Raw genomic sequence first — 15821 nt, forward strand, 5'->3', positions numbered from 1 at the left:
GCGGCACCTCATGATGCAAGGCACCAGCATGGCCGCCCCACACGTCACGGGCGCCGTCGCTCTCCTCCTCGAGCTCGACCCCACCCTCGACGCTGCGGAGATCAAGCAGATCCTCCAGCAGACGGCCAGGCAGGACGCGTTTACGGGAGCGGTGCCGAACAACAAGTGGGGATACGGAAAGCTGGATATCATGGCCGCCTGCGACAAGGTGGCGCCTCCGGGGCCGGTCACAGGGTTCACGGCAACCCCCGGAACGGGGGCCGCCACTCTTTCGTGGACGAATCCCCTGAGCGGTGACTTCGCCCGTACGGTCATTCGGTTCTCGACCACGTCCTACCCTGTCGGCCCGACCAACGGGAGCCCGGTTCCGAACGGTGCCGGCGGATCCTTCAGCGGGTCGCCGGGCTCGGCGGGCTCATTCACCCACAATGGTCTCCAGGATGACCTCACCTACTACTACTCGGCCTTCGCCTACGACTCGGATGCAAAGCACTCGATCGCGGCAAACACGTTCGTGGTTATCCCCGATGTGACCCCTCCGGCGCCGGTGACGCAATTCACGGCTCACGCGGGAGACTCGACGATCACGTTGACCTGGCTGAATCCGGCCACGGCCGACTTCCAGGGTGTGTACATCGCCTACTCGACGAGCACGTATCCAAACACGATCCTTGATGGGATCCCTCTTCCGAACGGGAACAACGGTTTCATTCCCGGAGTTCCGGGGGAGCGCGACACGGTCTACGGGTCAGGCCTTCCGAACGGGGTGACGCACTACTTCTCCGCCTTCGCTTATGACGAGGTCCCGAACTACTCCACGAAGGCGACAACGTTCGGAACCCCTCAGGATGTCACGGCTCCGAGCCCCGTTCTCTCGTTCACGGCGGTGTCGGGAAACGGCCAGGCCACCCTTTCCTGGGCGAACCCGTCCGATCCGGACTTCACCGGAACCGTGGTCCGGTTTTCGACCAGTTCCTATCCCTCGACCCCGACCGCGGGGACGGCCGTTCCGAACGGCAGCAACGGGGACTTCGCCGGGGCCCCCGGATCCAACGGGTCCTTCACCCACACCGGGCTCGCGAACGGGACCACTTACTACTACTCGGCCTTCGCGCATGACGAGGTCCCCAACTACTCCGCCGCGGCGAACGCTCAGGCTGTCCCGGGTGACGCGACCCCTCCGGACCCTGTGACCGCGTTCACGGCACGGAAGGGGGACAGGGAAGTACTGCTTTCCTGGACCAACCCCTCCACGGCGGATTTCAGCGCGACGACGATCCGGTTCTCGACGAGCGCCTATCCGTCCGGGCCGACCGATGGCACCGCCGCCCCGAACGGCAGCTCGGGAGTCTTCTCCGGCAGTCCCGGCTCGGCCGGGTCCTTCACCCATTCGGGGCTGACGAACGGAACAACGTACTACTACTCGGCGTTCGCCGCGGATGTATCGAACAACTACGCCTCCGCCGTCCAGGCGAGCGCGATCCCTGCGGACACGCTCGCGCCTTCTGTGGTCACGAACTTCCAGGCCCAAGCAGGCGACGGGCAGGTAGCGTTGAGCTGGAGGAACCCGAGCGACTCCGATTTCGCGGGGACCCTCGTTCGGTTCTCGACGACCTCGACTCCTGCAGGTCCGACGAGCGGACAGGCGGTCCCGAACGGGAACGAGGGAAGGTTCACTGGGTCGCCGGGCTCAAACGGCACCTACACGCATGCTGGGCTCACCAACGGAACGGTTTACTACTACGCGGCCTTCGCCTACGACGAGGTCCCTAACTACGCATCGGGCGCCTCGGGGACTGCGACACCGCAGGACGTGACCCCTCCAGGCGCCCCGACCTCCTTCACGGCTACAGCGGGAGAGGGAGAGGTCAAGCTCCGCTGGAATCACCCGGCCGACGCGGATGTCGCCGGAACCCTTATCCGCTTCTCGACAGTCGGCACCCCCGCGAGCCCAACCTCCGGGTCCCCCGTGCCCAACGGAAGCGACGGGAAATTCACGGGCTCCCCGGCCGCCGCCGATTCGTTCGCCCACACGGGGCTCACGAACGGAACTACTTACTACTACGCCGCCTTTGCCTACGACGAAGTCCCGAACTACTCGACGGCCGCCACGGCCTCGGCTTTGCCCCAAGACACCGTCGCGCCCACCCTCACCATTGGTGTTCTCCAGAACCCCTACTTCACGGCGAACCTGGATCTCTACCTGGTCGCTTCCGAGCCCCTGAACTCGGGGAGCGTGTCGATGACGGTGGGAGGCGCGCCGGTGGGCCTTCAGCTGAACGACTCGGAGGAGAACGTCTGGAAGGGGGACTACGCCATCTTGGGGAGTGGGGTGATCGCGCTGGCGGCAAGCGCCGAGGACCTGGCCGGCAATCAGGCGAGCGTGTCCGGCAGCTTCACGGCGAAGATGCTCCTCGCGCGGGTGGGGGGCACGGTCACCAGCCCGGACGGGGTGATGGAGCTTAGGATCGGGCCGGGTGTTCTGGGGGCGGACGCCTGTTTCCTCATGATCCCGAGCGGGCTGACGGCCGGGGCTGGGAAGGCGACGATCCGTTCGCTGAGACCGGGATCGTACGAAGTCTATCCGAAGATCGAACTCCGGGGACGCGAAGCGGAGGTCGTGTTCCGCTACCGTGTGGCGGGTCTTGCCAGCGAACAGGCGGATCGTCTGTATGTCCGGGATGATCAGACCGGACGCGCCCTCCCGTCCTTCGTCGACCTCACCGTGGGGACGGTGTCCGCCGGCATCACCGAGATCAGCACGTACTCGCTGCAGATCGGCCAGCCCGGTTCGAGCGTGCCGGCAGACCCCTCCTACGCGCTTCTCGAGCAGAACCGGCCGAATCCGTTCAACCCGGTGACCACGATCGGCTTCGAGATCCGCGCGTCCCAACTCGTTCGTCTGGATATCTTCGGGATCACGGGCGACAAGACCTGCACGCTCGTCGATTCCTACCTGCCAGCGGGCACTCACTCGGTGAGTTGGGACGGCACCGATGAGAGTGGGGAGGCGGTCCCGAGCGGTGTGTACTTCTATCGCTTGCGAACTCAACGAACCATGGACACCAAGAAGATGCTTCTGATCCGCTAGTACTGAGGATGGAGGGGGAGAAAGTCATGAGGGGAACCGGACTCAGGACGAGGGCCGCATGGTTCGGGGGCGCGACGACCGTGTTGGGCGTGCTCCTCACGCTTGGATGCGGCGGAGGGGGAGGAGGCGGTGGTGGAACCGGGCCGACGAACGAGGACTTGGCCGCAGAATACACAGCGGATGGATGGGATGCTTTTGAGCAGGGGAACTACGCGGCCGCTCGTGGGCACTTCGAGGACGCGCTCGAGAAGGTGGGTACTTACGGACAGGCTTATCTCGGGCTTGGGTGGTGCCAGGCGGCCGCTGGGGAGTACCTCTCGGCGAAGACGAGCTTCGATCAAGCCATCTCCAACGGTGTGACTGGAGCCGACCCCTATGCGGGGAAGGCGGCCGCTCTTCGCGACGCGAACCCTCCCGACTACTCGGGCACGATCTCGGCCGCGTCTGCGGCTCTCAGCGCCGCTCCGACCTACCAGTTCAGCCACGACACGTCCTTCGACTGGCGGGATCTTCGGCTGATCATGGCTCAGTGCTACTTCGCACTCGGCGAATACGAATCGGCGAACGAGCAGGTCGGGCTCCTCGGCGGGGACGAACAGGACGAGCAGTCCCCGACGTTCGTGGAAAACCTACTGGCGGAGCTGGAGAATCTGGGGTCCGCGATCCGCTCGTAGAGGCAGGGTGCGCTTTCGGTTGTTCCTCATTCTCGACCCGATCGAGAGGGACTCCGGGCTTTGGTGGGAGTCGCTGCGGATCGAGCTCAACGATCGAGAGCTCTGCCTGCCCGATCGGGCAGGTCTTCGATAGCACTTGAACCCACGCCGTTCTCCGCTCTGAACGAGATGCGGGCCTGGATCGAGACGACTCTGGATGCGGATTCCCCCGTTTCTCTACCCGGTCTTTGCTGCGCCCGGAGAGCACGTTTCGATCCTTGCCGCGCTCCGGACGCTTTGCTATACTGCGCGCGAAGAGCACGCTCGGCCGCGTTCGCCGGCGTGAGAAACCCGCGTCCGTAACGGTCGGGGCGTGGGGCAGTCCGGTAGCCCACTAGCATGGGGCGCTAGGAGTCGCTGGTTCAAATCCAGTCGCCCCGACCATCTCCTCTCGCGCCTCCGCGGAAGCCGGGCCGCGGTCTCAAGGAATCGAACCGCGATGCGCCTTCTCGTTCTCATCCCCGCCTTCAACGTGGAACGATCGCTCGCCGGCGTGCTTCGCGAGGTTCGGCGAGCGGCGCCGGAGGCGGATGTTCTCGTCGTGGACGACGGATCGACCGACCGGACCGCCGCCGTCGCGAGCGAAGAGGGGACGCGCCTCCTCTCCCACGGGACGAACCGGGGGAAGGGAGCCGCGCTTCGAAGCGGGTTCGACGTCGCGATCCGCGAGGGGTACGATGCGGTCGCAACGCTCGACGGGGACGGGCAGCATCCTCCGGAGTGGATCCCGGGGTTCATCCGGAAGGTGGAGGAGACCGGAGCGGATCTCGTCGTCGGATCCCGCCGCGGCGATCACGAGCGGATGCCGCCCCTCCGGCGCCTCTCGAACCGCCTCACGACGTGGCTCGCCTCCCGCGCGGCGGGCGCGCGTCTTCCGGACAGCCAGTCCGGGTATCGCCTGATCCGGACCGGCGTGCTCCGAGCGGTCCCTCTCCGGACCGCGCACTACGAGACCGAAACCGAGCTTCTCGTCGGCGCGGCCCGGAAGGGCTTCCGCATCGACTCAATCCCGATCCCCGCGGTCTACGCCGACGAGACGAGCCACATCTCCGTCTGGCGGGACACGATACGCTTCCTCAAGCTGCTCGCCTCGATGCGAAGGAGAGACGATTGGAAATCCTGATCACGAACGACGACGGCCTCGATTCCGAAGGGCTCCAGGTCCTCGCGCGCGCGGCCGCGGCGCTTGGGAACGTCACCGTGGTCGCCCCCGAGAAGGAACAGAGCGCCTCGAGCCACGCGATCACGCTCGGCGCCCCGCTTCGCGCGCGAAGACGCCCCGACGGCCGGATCGGCGTGAGCGGCACGCCGACCGACTGCGTCTTTTTAGCGATGAACGGTCTCGTTTCGAATCGTCCTGATCTCGTTCTTTCAGGCATCAATCACGGCGCGAACATGGGGGACGACATCACTTACTCGGGGACCGTGGCCGCCGCCATCGAGGCAACCCTGATCGGCGTCCCCGCGATCGCCTTCTCGGTCGCCGCGCGGAGCGGGCATCTCTTCGAGGCGCCCGAGCGCCTCATCGGAGGGATCGTCGAGAAGATGATCGCCGATCCTCCTCCCCGAAGGACGTTTTGGAACGTGAACTTCCCGAACCTGCCGTTCGAAGAGATCCGCGGGATCCGCGTCACGGTGCTCGGGACCCATCGCTACCAGAACGCGCTCGTCCGCGAGCCCGCGTCGGCGGGCGAGGAGATCTACCGCGTCGGGGGCGGGGAGCTGATGTGGGAAGAGAACCCGGAGGCGGACTTCACGACCGTTCTCCGCAACCGCTCGGTCTCCGTGACCCCAGTTCATTTGGACCTCAATCATTACGAGATGATCCACGAGATGCGCCGCTGGCGGTGGGACGGACCGGAACGATGAGGCCCTATCGGGGCGCGGAGGAATACCGGACCGCGCGCGAGCGGATGGTGCGAACCGAGGCGATCGAGAAGGGGATCCGGGATCCGCGGGTGCTCCGGGCGCTTCTCGAGGTCCCGCGCCATCTCTTCGCCGAAGAGGCGCTCGCCTCGCGCGCCTACGGGGCCCATGCGCTCCCGATCGGCCGCGGGCAGACCCTCAGCCAGCCCTATATGGTCGCGCGGATGACCGAGGCGCTCGAGCTCCGGGGAGGAGAGAAGGTCCTCGAGGTGGGGACGGGGAGCGGCTACCAGGCGGCGGTTCTCGCCCGAGCCGGCTGCCGCGTCTTCTCGGTCGAGCGGATTCCCGAGCTCGCGCAGCGCGCGCGAAAGATCCTCGACGCGATCGGGGCGGCGAACGTCGTCGTGCGGATCGGCGACGGGTCGGAAGGGTGGCCCGAGTTCGCTCCGTTCGATCGCATCCTTCTGACGGCGGGGGGGCGCGCGATTCCTACATCCCTCAAGGATCAACTGGGGGAGGGGGGCATCGTCGTGGCCCCGGTGGGAGAGCGCCGTCAGGAGCTCCTGCGCGTTCGGAAGGAGAGAGGAGGGGAGCGGGTCGAGACGCTCGGCCCCTGCCGGTTCGTTCCCCTCGTGACCGGAGAGGGCCGGCGGCGAAAGACGGATCGAGCGGAGCCGGCGGGGGAGACGGATTCTCCCCGGCGCCCGCAGGACCTCCCGGCGCCGAGAGGGGCGGCGGACTTCCGAGCGCGAAAAAAAGGGAAACTGGGGGGTTTTCACCCTCCCACGAACCCGCTATAATCCCTTCGCTCCCGGCTGTCCGCCGCCGGGACCTCGCGCGCCGGGCCATCGACCCGCCCGCGGAGGTCCGGGCGCGCGGAGCCTCCCCGAGGAGGCAGGCCGGCGACGACGCGAAAACTCGGGTCGGGGCGTAGCGCAGCCCGGTAGCGCACCTGCTTCGGGAGCAGGGTGTCGGAGGTTCAAATCCTCTCGCCCCGACCACCTTTCCGTGCCCGAGAATGAAACGGGGTCGAGGAGGTTCCGTTCCGACAGGGGTCGATGGAGGGCCGAAGGCCCGACAGCGACTCGAATCGATTCGCCCCGCCGGAGCGGAAGCGGAGGCGGGGAAATCCTCTCGCCCCGACCACCTCCACTCAACGATCGTTTCGACATCAAGAACTTGGTCGCGGCGGCCGGGATCGAGAATCGAGGAAGGCCGGGAGGAGTTTCGGCTCCCGCCGATCCGCCCGCCGCGAGCAGACACTCCGCGCGAGCCGCTTCGCAGAACGAGCCCAGGCGGCGGACGTCCCGGGAGGCGAGGAGGCGGACGGACGATGCAGGTCGGCGTGATCGGGGCGGGACGCTGCGATGCGGCGACCGCCGAGAAGGCGGAGAGGGTCGGGCGTCTCCTCGCGCGGAGAGGCGCCGTCCTCGTGTGCGGAGGGATGGGCGGGGTGATGGAAGCGGCGTCGAGAGGAGCGCGGGCGGAAGGGGGGATCGCGGTCGGCATCCTTCCCGGGCGGAATCCGGCCGAGGGGAACGCCCACCTCACGGTCCGCATCGCCACCGGGTTCGGGGACGGCCGGAACATCCTCATCCCGCAGTCGTGCGACGGGGTGATCGCGATCGCGGGCTCTTACGGCACCCTCTCCGAGATCGCTTTCGCGAGGAAGCTCGGGATCCCCCTGGTCGGGATCTCCACATGGGAACTAGACGGTTCCTTCCCCGTGACGGATGATCCGGAGGAGGCGGTCGAGCTCCTGCTCGGGAGGATCGGCGGATGAACGAACGAGAAGTCCGCAAGCGCGTGATCGTCTCCGGGCGCGTCCAAGGGGTCGGTTTCCGCTACCACGCGAGGCGCGCGGCGGAGAACCACGACGTGTCCGGCTTCGTCCGCAACCTCGACGACGGATCGGTCGAGGTCGAGGCGCAGGGTCTCCCCGCGGAGGTGGATGCCTTCCTCGCGGAGGTGCGGAGAGGCCCGCATGGCTCGCGCGTGATCGACTTCCGAGCGGAGCCGGCGCCGCTCGAGCCTGAGGCTCGCGGGTTCCGAATCCGCTACTGATTCCGATGACACGCATCTCGAAACGTAAGCACTTGGAAGGCCTCGCGAAGGAGAGCCGGAATCTCCTCCGCCGCGGGGCGGAGCGCGGCTTCCTCCGCTCCGAGGAGGTGGACGACCTGGCCTCCTCGGGGCGTCTGGAGGAAGGAGAGCTCGAGTCGTTCCTCGATGCGGTCGACACGCTCTCCATCCCGATCGAGGATCAGGAGAAGGAGGAAGAGCGCGAGCTCCGCCCCAAGGCGGCCGCCGAACCGCTCCGCATCTATCTCGACGAGATCGGGAAGATCGCTCGGCTCACGCCGAGCGAAGAGGTGGTGCTCTCCGCGCGCGTACGCCAAGGAGACGATGAGGCGAGGAAGCGGATGATCCTCGCCAACCTCCGGCTCGTGGTGACGATCGCCCGCCACTACTGGAGCCGCGGCCACTCGTTTCTCGACCTCATCGAGGAAGGAAACATGGGGCTCATCCGCGCGGTGGAGAAATTTGACGGATCGAAAGGTTATCGATTCAGCACCTATGGGTCGTGGTGGATCCGACAGGCGATCTCGCGCGCGATCGTGAACCACGGGCGGATCATCCGGATCCCGATCTACGTCATCCAGCTCGTCGGGCGATACGAGCAGGCGCGGCGCCGGCTCCTTCACGCGAAGAAGAGGGAGCCCGGAGTCCGGGCGGTCGCGCGGGAGCTCGGCATCTCCGAGAAGAAGGCGCGGATGATCGCTCACCTCATCGAGAACGTCCGCGCGCTCGATTCGGTGGCGAGCGTGGAGACGATGCAGCGGATCGTGCACCAGGTTCCGGACCGGAGAGAGCCGTCGCCGTACGATCTCGTCGATCTCCATCTCGAGCACGAGCGCCTCGGCCGGCTGCTCCAGCGCCTCTCCTCGCGCGAGCAGGCGATCCTCCGGATCCGCTTCGGGCTCGACACCGGCCTCCCGAAGTCGCTCTCGGAGACCGGGGACGAGTTCGGCCTCTCGCGGGAGAGGATTCGCCAGATCGAGAGGCGCGCCCTCGGGAAGCTCCGCCGACTTCTCGAGGTGGGAGGCGGGCGACCGCCCCAGTGACGCGGGCGCCGCCCCGCGCGGACCCCGGGCCGAACCCCTTGTCCCGGCGGCGGTCCGGTGCTATCGTCCCGCGGGGATGGGAGCTGGATGGACCTCAAGAGCCGCATCCGAAACGTCCCGGACTTCCCCAAGCAGGGGATCGTCTTTCGGGACATTACCACGCTCCTCGAGGACGCCGAAGCGTTTCGGGCGGCGGTCGACGCGCTGGAGAAGCTCCTCGCGGGGCGGCCGGTCGAGAAGGTGGTCTGCGTCGAATCGAGGGGGTTCCTCTTCGGCGCGCCGCTCGCGCTTCGCCTCGGGTGCGGCCTTGTTCCGCTCCGGAAACCGGGCAAGCTCCCCGCGGAGACGATTCGCGAGACCTACTCACTCGAGTACGGAACGGACGCGATCGAGATGCACCGCGGCGCCGTGAAGAAGGGAGAGCGGGTCGTGATCGTGGACGACCTCCTCGCCACCGGCGGCACCGCGGCGGCGGCGGCTCGGCTTGTCGAGTCGGCCGGAGGCCGCGTCGCCTGCATGCTCTTTCTCGTCGAGCTCGCTTTCCTCGGAGGGAGAGAGAAGCTGAAAGACCGGGAGGTCCTCGCGGCGGTCCGTTATGATTCGGAATGAGGAACGAGCCCCCGTAGCTCAGTCAGGATAGAGCGCCGGTTTCCTAAACCGGGAGCCCAAGTTCGAGTCTTGGCGGGGGCATTCTCGATTGGAGGACGTTCGTTGAAGCTGAACCGGGGGGAGAGAGACGGGGTCGTGATCCTCGACCTCGAGGGGAAGGTTCTCGGCGGGGAGGAGTCGGAGGTTCTACGCCAGGCGATCGACCGCGCGGTGAGGGAGAAGACGCCGGCGCTCCTTCTCGATCTTCGGGGGGTTCCCTGGCTCAACAGCTCGGGGCTCGGCATCCTGCTCTCCGGATATCTTCGCCTCAAGGAGGAGGGGGGAGAGCTGAAGTTCCTGCGCCCGGCGGAACGCGTCCAGGGGATTCTCGCCACGACCAAGCTCATCCATGTCCTCGAGGTGTTCGATGATGAGGAGAAGGCCGTTCGAAGCTTCATCCGAAGAGGATCCGAATCGGTCCCATAGACCCTCCAGCCCGCTTGCGGCGTGGATCCGCCTCGTGCTCTTCCTCGCGGGGGCCGGCATGCTCGCCTACGCTCTTGTTTTATATGTTAAGGTGATTCACCCCCACCTCCCCAGGTCCCCGCTCCGCCCGCTTCTTCCCGGGGTGTTCCTCCTCGCGGCGATCTGGTTCCTCTGGGGGGCTTTCAAGGAGATCCGAAGAACGCGCGGAAACGCCGGCCGATGATCGGAGCCCGATCCGAGATCCGCGGCGCGCCGGTCGCCCCCGCCGTGCGCCCCGGGGGCGGGGGAGAGGGCGGCTCCAGAAGAGCGCCCGGCGAGTCGAGAAGAAGGGGTAGAAGATCCCGCGGGGCGCTGCGGCCGCGCGCGGAAGACCGCGGAGCGCGGGAAGCAAAAGGCGGAAAGGATGCGGCGCGGAGCCGCTCCCCCGTTAGGTGATGGTATGACGCTCAAGGAAAAGCTGCAGGCTCGCGAGGCGAAGGTGGGCGTGATCGGCCTCGGGTATGTCGGCCTCCCGCTGGCGATCGAGTTCGCCCGCGCCGGCTTCTCGGTCACGGGGATCGACACGAACGAGAAGAAGATCGCGCTCCTTCGCGAGGGACAATCGTACGTGCGCGACGTTCCGGACGCGGACGTGCGGGAGGCGGTCCGCGCGGGACGGCTCCACGCGACGACCGATTTCGACCGGTTGTCCGATCTCGACAGCATCAACATCTGCGTTCCGACCCCCCTCAGCAAGACCGGCGACCCGGATATCTCCCACATCCACGCGGCGGTCCATGAGATTCAGTCGCGCCTCCGCGCGGATCGGCTCGTCATCCTCGACAGCACGACCTATCCGGGCACCACCGAGGAGGTGATCCTCCCGATCCTCTCCTCGGGGGGACTTCATGTCGGCAAGGACTTCTATCTGGCCTTCTCTCCCGAGCGGGTCGACCCGGGGAACCCGATCTACAAGACACGCAACATCCCGAAGGTCGTCGGCGGGGTCACGCCGGCCTGCACCGAACACGCGATGGCGCTCTACGGCGCCTGCATGGAACGCCTCGTCCCGGTCTCCTCGACGAAGGTGGCCGAGATGGTCAAGCTTCTCGAGAACACCTTTCGAAGCGTGAACATTGGGCTCGTCAATGAAATCGCTCTGATGAGCCACACCCTAGGGGTCAACGTCTGGGAGGTGATCGACGCCGCGAGCACGAAGCCGTTCGGCTTCATGCCGTTCTATCCGGGACCCGGCCTCGGCGGCCACTGCATCCCGATCGATCCGTTCTACCTCTCCTGGAAGGCGCGCCAATACGGGTTCGAAGCCCGGTTCATCGAGCTCGCCGGCCAAATCAACGGGTTCATGCCGCACTTCGTCGTCTCCCGCGTGAGCGACGTCCTGAATGACCGGGAGAAGAGCCTGCGAGGGTCGAGAGTTCTCGTTCTCGGGGTTACGTACAAAGCGGACACCGACGACATCCGGGAGTCCCCCGCCCTCGACGTCATCTCCCTTCTGCTCCGAAAGGGGGCCCGGGTGGAGGCGTGCGACCCGCACCTCCTTCCGGAGGACGAGGCGGCGGTCGGGTGCCCGATCCGGGAGTTCTCCGCGGAGGCGCTGCGCGAGGCCGACGTCGCGGTCGTCGTCACGAACCACGCGGTTTTCGACTACGCGACGATCCTCAAGGAAAGCGCGGAGATTGTCGATACGAGGAATGCGTTCAAAGGCTTCTCGTCCAAGAAGATACACCTCCTCTAGGGCTCGCGCGGCCCCTGGAGGAACCCGCGGGGGCCCCGCGCCGGAGTGAGGATGTCCAGATACCTGATCACGGGAGGGGCCGGGTTCATCGGGTCCCATCTCGTCCGGGCGTTCGCCCGAGACGCCGAATGGGTCCGGGTTCTCGACGACTTCTCCACGGGCCGAATGGAAAACCTCCGGGGAGCGGGGGAGAGGGTCGAGATCGTCCGAGGGGATCTTCGGGACCTCGATACGGTCCGCCGCGCCGCCCGGGGGGCCGAGTACGTTCTTCATCACGCGGCGGTCGTCTCCGTCCCCCTCTCGATCGCCGACCCGATCCGGACGAACGACGTGAACGTCGGCGGGACGATGAACGTCCTTCTCGCCGCGCGCGAGGAACGGGCGAAACGGGTCGTCTTCGCCTCCTCCACCGCCGTCTACGGCAACTCGGACCGCCTCCCGAAGCGCGAGGAGGATCCGTGCCACCCCTTCTCTCCCTACGCGGCCACCAAGCGGGTCGGCGAGGTGTACGGGGATCTCTTCCACCGTCTCTGGGACGTCCCGTTCGTCGCGCTCCGCTACTTCAACGTCTTCGGCCCGGGGCAGGACGAGAACTCCCCCTACGCCGCCGCGATCCCGCTCTTCATCCGGGCGCTCCTCCGCGGGGAGACGCCCGTGATCTACGGAGACGGCAGGCAGACGCGCGATTTCGTTTACATCGAAGATGTCATACAGGCGAACCGTCTCGCTCTGCATTGTCCAAATGCCGTCGGTCATGTATTCAATATTGCAAACGGCATCGAAATCGATCTCAATCATCTGGTCGCCGTGTTGGGCCGGTTGATCGGATCCCTCCGGAAGCCCCGCTATGCCGAGCCGCGGCCGGGAGACATCCACCGCTCCCTCGCCGACATCCGGCTCGCCCGCGAGGTCCTCGGCTTCGCCCCGGCGGTCGGTCTCGAGGAGGGGCTTCTCCGCACGATCGAATGGTACCGGGAAGCGCGGAGCGAGGAGCCCGCGCGCTCCCCGCGGCGGGAGGAGGGACGCGGATGAGCCCTTCGCGCCGCCCAGCGCTCGCCGAGCGCGTCCGGACCGAGCCGCCGCTGATCGACGCCCTCCACGTGGGGATCCTCGTGTTCGACCCGAGCGGGCGGCTTCTCGACATCAACCGGCAGGCGGCCTCTCTCTTGGAGATCCCGCGGGAGGCCGAACCGGAGGCCGTTCGGTCCGGCGAGCTTCCGCCCGGGAGCGTCGTGACGCTCGTCGCCGAGAAGACCCTGCGCGACCGCCGTCCGGTGCCGGAGACGATCGGTCCTCTCCTCGGGGACGGAAGCAACCGTCTCGCGCGCTGCACGAGCTCCGCGGTCCGCGACGCCGCCGGAAAGATCCTGGCGTTCGTCCTGGAGTTCCAGGACGTCACCGCGGTCGTCCGAATGGAGCAGGAGGTTCGTCAGCTCGACCGTCTCGCGACCGTCGGACGCTTCGCGTCGGCGATCGCCCACGAAATCCGCAACCCGCTCACCGGAATCTACGCGGGCGTTCAGTTTCTCGAGAAGACGCTTCCCGAAGGAAACGAGCAGCAGAAGATGACCTTTCGGATCGTGCGCGAAGAGGTCGAGCGGCTGAACCGGATCGTCGAGGACATGCTCGGATCCGCGCGGCCTCCGGTCCCTCGCTTTGAGAATGCCGACCCGAACGCGCTCGCGCGGAAGGCGTGCCGTCTTCTGGAGGAAGAGGGGAGGAGGCGCTCCGTCCGCATCGTGTTCCGGTGCGATGAGACGCTCCCCCCGATCCGTCTCGATCCGGATCTCATCGAGCAGGTCCTCCTCAACCTGGGGCGGAACGCGATCGAGGCGAGCCCGGACGGGGGAGAGGTTCTCCTGGAGACCTCCGCCTCGCAAGGATCGCCATTGAGGGGCGCGATTCCCTGCGTCGGCGGGCCCGGCGTCGAGTTCCGCGTGAGCGACCAGGGGCCGGGGGTCGCCCCGGGGGAGAGGGAAAGGATCTTCGAGCCGTTCCGGACCTCCAAGAAGCGCGGCACCGGGCTCGGGCTCTACATCTCGTTCCAGATCATGGAGAGGCACGGGGGAGCTCTCTGGCTTCGCACTGAGGGGGGGAAGGGGGCGGAGTTCTCCGCCTGGGTCCCCTATCGGATCCCCGGGGAAGGACCGGCCAGTGACCGCGCTCCAAGGTAGCGTGCTCATCGTCGACGATCAGGATTCGGTCCGCGAGATGCTCGCCCGCTGCCTCGAGGCGGACGGGCACGCGGTCGAGAGCGCCGCGAGCGGGGAGGAGGCGCTGCGCCTCTTCCGCGACAAGGATCCCGACATCGTTCTCTTGGATCTTGGGCTCCCCGACGCGGCCGGTCTCGACGTTCTCGACGAGATCCGGCGGATCCGCGAGGACGCGGCGGTCATCATCGTGACCGCAGAGAACGACCTCCGATCCGCCGTCGAGGCGATGCGGCGGGGGGCGTTCGACTATCTCGCCAAGCCGGTCGACACCGACTATCTCTCTCTCCAGCTCGAGCGCATCCTCCTCGCCGACCGGAAGACGCGAGAGCTCGACCACCTCAGGCGAAGCCGGCGCAAGGAGTACGGGATCGACTTCGTGATGAGCCCGAAGAGCCGAATGGCGGCGGTTCTCGGGATCGTGCGGCAGGTCGCGGAGAGCGACTCGACGAGCATGCTCATCGAGGGGGAGAGCGGCACGGGGAAGGAGCTCGTCGCCCACATCCTTCACAACTTGAGCGCGCGCGCGTCCGGACCGTTTCTCGACATCAACTGCGCGTCGCTCCCCGAGCAGCTTCTCGAAAGCGAGCTCTTCGGCCACGAGAAGGGGGCCTACACCGATGCGCACGCGCAGAAGAAGGGGCTCCTCGAGCTCGCCGACGGCGGGACCCTCTTCCTTGACGAAGTAGGGGAGATGAGCTTGACTATCCAAGTCAAGCTCCTGCGCGTGCTCGAGAAGAAATCGTTCCGGCGCGTCGGAGGGGTGAAGGATATTCAGGTCGGCGTCCGGATCGTCTCGGCGACGAACCGGGATCTTTCGGAGGAAGTGCGCGCGGGACGCTTCCGCGAGGATCTCTACTACCGGCTCAAGGTGGTCCCGCTCCGGCTGCCGCCCCTTCGGGAGAGGCCCGAGGACATCCCTCTTCTCGCGGCGCACTTCCTCGGCGTCTTCAACGCGCAGTTCCGGCGATCCTTCCGCGGGTTCTCGCCGGAGGCGGCGGAGGCGCTCCGGCGCTACCCGTGGCCCGGGAACATTCGGGAGATGCGGAACGTCCTCGAGCGGACGGTCCTGCTCGGGAGGGGGGAATGGATCGAACCGGGAGACCTTCATCTGGACTCCTCTCCGGGGAGCTCCGGAAACGGGCTTCTCGCGCGGCTCGGCGAGGCGCTGGAGGGGCGGATCGGCGAGGAGGGCTTCCCCCTCGAGGAGACGCTTCAAGAGATCGAAAAATGGATCATCCTTCAAGCATCGGAACGAACCCGTTGGAACCAGACGTCCACCGCCCGGCTCCTCCGCATGAATCGGGACAAGCTCCGCTATCGGATGAAGCAGCACGATCTCGCGCGCGACTAGTCCCGTTCCCCGCGTCCGCCGTTCTTCTCGCGGCTCTTCTCGCGACTCTTGCCTGCGGGTACGGGCTCTCCGCCCGAACGAACCCGCACATCCGCACGATCGCGGTCCCGCTCTTCCAGAACGACACGCTCGAAAAGGGGATCGAGGAGAAGCTGACCGCGGACATCATCGATGTCCTGCAGGAGAACCGGGCTCTCACCCTCACGAACGAGCGGAACGCCGACTCGGTCCTTCTCGGCAAGATCATCGAATACCAGCGCACGCCCTCGTCCTACGACCAGAGCGAGAACGTGCAGGAGTACAAGGTCACGATCATCCTCGCCGTCGACTACGAGGATCGCGTCAAGCGTCGCACGCTCTGGAGCGAGCCGCGCCTCCTCGGTTGGTCGACCTACTTCGTCGTCCCGACCCCCGGCCACGAGGCGGAGGAAGAGGAGGACGCTCAGGCCCGCGCGATCCGCAAGCTCGCCGAGGACATCAAGACCCGCACCGTCGAGGGCTGGTAGGCTCGCGCCCCCCGCACGTCATCTCTCCAGACGTCTTTCCCCGCGAGCGCTCCCGGCCTCCAGTACTATCGCCTCGCCGAAATCCGCTTCTCGTCCCGAGGCACCCCCTGGCATCCCCCGGCGGGGGGGAAGATCCTCTTGCCACCA

At 66.8% G+C, this 15821-nt stretch carries 16 protein-coding genes and 3 tRNA genes; all 19 read left to right on the forward strand.

All coding sequences use genetic code 11. From position 1 onward, the window contains the following. Positions 1 to 3091, forward strand: a 3091-nt coding sequence (locus tag FJY73_02255; GenBank protein ID MBM3319481.1) for a S8 family serine peptidase, incomplete at its 5' end; no start/stop codon positions are given. Between the two features lie 26 nt (positions 3092 to 3117). Beyond that, positions 3118 to 3765, forward strand: coding sequence for a tetratricopeptide repeat protein (locus tag FJY73_02260; protein ID MBM3319482.1), 648 nt, complete (start codon positions 3118 to 3120; stop codon positions 3763 to 3765). A gap of 346 nt (positions 3766 to 4111) precedes the next feature. Continuing rightward, positions 4112 to 4188: transfer RNA gene (locus FJY73_02265), tRNA-Pro, on the forward strand. Positions 4189 to 4243: 55 nt separating this feature from the next. After that, positions 4244 to 4927 (forward strand): glycosyltransferase family 2 protein, encoded by a 684-nt coding sequence (locus FJY73_02270; GenBank protein ID MBM3319483.1) that lies wholly within the window; start codon positions 4244 to 4246, stop codon positions 4925 to 4927. After that, positions 4915 to 5673, forward strand: a complete 759-nt coding sequence (surE, locus tag FJY73_02275) for a 5'/3'-nucleotidase SurE (GenBank protein MBM3319484.1) — start codon at positions 4915 to 4917, stop codon at positions 5671 to 5673. Before FJY73_02270 ends, surE begins: the two co-directional genes overlap by 13 nt. Further along, complete coding sequence (locus tag FJY73_02280; GenBank protein ID MBM3319485.1) at positions 5670 to 6470, forward strand: protein-L-isoaspartate(D-aspartate) O-methyltransferase; 801 nt, start codon at positions 5670 to 5672, stop codon at positions 6468 to 6470. Before surE ends, FJY73_02280 begins: the two co-directional genes overlap by 4 nt. A gap of 124 nt (positions 6471 to 6594) precedes the next feature. Then, positions 6595 to 6671, forward strand: a tRNA-Pro gene (locus FJY73_02285). A gap of 332 nt (positions 6672 to 7003) precedes the next feature. Next, positions 7004 to 7453 carry a TIGR00725 family protein gene (locus FJY73_02290; GenBank protein ID MBM3319486.1) on the forward strand — a complete coding sequence of 150 codons (450 nt, stop codon included), beginning with the start codon at positions 7004 to 7006 and terminating at the stop codon, positions 7451 to 7453. Further along, the gene (locus FJY73_02295; GenBank protein MBM3319487.1) at positions 7450 to 7734 is read left to right on the forward strand and encodes an acylphosphatase; all 285 of its coding nucleotides are present in this window, start codon (positions 7450 to 7452) and stop codon (positions 7732 to 7734) included. The genes FJY73_02290 and FJY73_02295 overlap by 4 nt, the downstream gene beginning before the upstream one ends. A gap of 32 nt (positions 7735 to 7766) precedes the next feature. After that, on the forward strand, positions 7767 to 8795 hold the full coding sequence (locus FJY73_02300) for a sigma-70 family RNA polymerase sigma factor (protein ID MBM3319488.1): 1029 nt from the start codon (positions 7767 to 7769) through the stop codon (positions 8793 to 8795). 87 nt (positions 8796 to 8882) lie between these two features. After that, on the forward strand, positions 8883 to 9404 hold the full coding sequence (locus tag FJY73_02305; GenBank protein ID MBM3319489.1) for an adenine phosphoribosyltransferase: 522 nt from the start codon (positions 8883 to 8885) through the stop codon (positions 9402 to 9404). A gap of 7 nt (positions 9405 to 9411) precedes the next feature. Further along, positions 9412 to 9485 (forward strand) — tRNA-Arg (locus FJY73_02310). Between the two features lie 21 nt (positions 9486 to 9506). Further along, positions 9507 to 9869 carry an STAS domain-containing protein gene (locus FJY73_02315; protein MBM3319490.1) on the forward strand — a complete coding sequence of 121 codons (363 nt, stop codon included), beginning with the start codon at positions 9507 to 9509 and terminating at the stop codon, positions 9867 to 9869. Between the two features lie 34 nt (positions 9870 to 9903). Next, a complete protein-coding gene (locus FJY73_02320) occupies positions 9904 to 10092 on the forward strand; it encodes a hypothetical protein (GenBank protein ID MBM3319491.1) in 189 nt (62 codons plus the stop codon). A 216-nt stretch (positions 10093 to 10308) separates the two neighbouring features. Beyond that, entirely contained in the window at positions 10309 to 11604 is a 1296-nt protein-coding gene (locus FJY73_02325) for a nucleotide sugar dehydrogenase (protein ID MBM3319492.1), read from the forward strand. A gap of 51 nt (positions 11605 to 11655) precedes the next feature. Next, positions 11656 to 12636 (forward strand): SDR family oxidoreductase, encoded by a 981-nt coding sequence (locus FJY73_02330; protein MBM3319493.1) that lies wholly within the window; start codon positions 11656 to 11658, stop codon positions 12634 to 12636. After that, positions 12633 to 13778, forward strand: coding sequence for a PAS domain-containing protein (locus FJY73_02335; GenBank protein ID MBM3319494.1), 1146 nt, complete (start codon positions 12633 to 12635; stop codon positions 13776 to 13778). The genes FJY73_02330 and FJY73_02335 overlap by 4 nt, the downstream gene beginning before the upstream one ends. 37 nt (positions 13779 to 13815) lie before the next feature. Beyond that, positions 13816 to 15168, forward strand: coding sequence for a sigma-54-dependent Fis family transcriptional regulator (locus FJY73_02340; GenBank protein ID MBM3319495.1), 1353 nt, complete (start codon positions 13816 to 13818; stop codon positions 15166 to 15168). Continuing rightward, entirely contained in the window at positions 15078 to 15674 is a 597-nt protein-coding gene (locus FJY73_02345; GenBank protein ID MBM3319496.1) for an LptE family protein, read from the forward strand. Before FJY73_02340 ends, FJY73_02345 begins: the two co-directional genes overlap by 91 nt. The last annotated feature ends 147 nt before the right edge of the window (positions 15675 to 15821 follow it).

The sequence above is a fragment of the Candidatus Eisenbacteria bacterium genome (assembly GCA_016867715.1).
Lineage (GTDB): Bacteria > Orphanbacterota > Orphanbacteria > Orphanbacterales > Orphanbacteraceae > VGIW01.

What these genes read in the sequence shown, in the direction of transcription:
- FJY73_02305 (MBM3319489.1), top strand. Translation starts at nt 8,883, where the DNA reads ATGGACCTCAAGAGCCGCATCCGAAACGTCCCGGACTTCCCCAAGCAG.
- FJY73_02280 (MBM3319485.1), top strand. Translation starts at nt 5,670, where the DNA reads ATGAGGCCCTATCGGGGCGCGGAGGAATACCGGACCGCGCGCGAGCGG.
- FJY73_02295 (MBM3319487.1), top strand. Translation starts at nt 7,450, where the DNA reads ATGAACGAACGAGAAGTCCGCAAGCGCGTGATCGTCTCCGGGCGCGTC.
- FJY73_02290 (MBM3319486.1), top strand. Translation starts at nt 7,004, where the DNA reads ATGCAGGTCGGCGTGATCGGGGCGGGACGCTGCGATGCGGCGACCGCC.
- FJY73_02260 (MBM3319482.1), top strand. Translation starts at nt 3,118, where the DNA reads ATGAGGGGAACCGGACTCAGGACGAGGGCCGCATGGTTCGGGGGCGCG.
- FJY73_02330 (MBM3319493.1), top strand. Translation starts at nt 11,656, where the DNA reads ATGTCCAGATACCTGATCACGGGAGGGGCCGGGTTCATCGGGTCCCAT.
- FJY73_02325 (MBM3319492.1), top strand. Translation starts at nt 10,309, where the DNA reads ATGACGCTCAAGGAAAAGCTGCAGGCTCGCGAGGCGAAGGTGGGCGTG.
- FJY73_02335 (MBM3319494.1), top strand. Translation starts at nt 12,633, where the DNA reads ATGAGCCCTTCGCGCCGCCCAGCGCTCGCCGAGCGCGTCCGGACCGAG.
- FJY73_02270 (MBM3319483.1), top strand. Translation starts at nt 4,244, where the DNA reads ATGCGCCTTCTCGTTCTCATCCCCGCCTTCAACGTGGAACGATCGCTC.
- FJY73_02340 (MBM3319495.1), top strand. Translation starts at nt 13,816, where the DNA reads ATGCTCGCCCGCTGCCTCGAGGCGGACGGGCACGCGGTCGAGAGCGCC.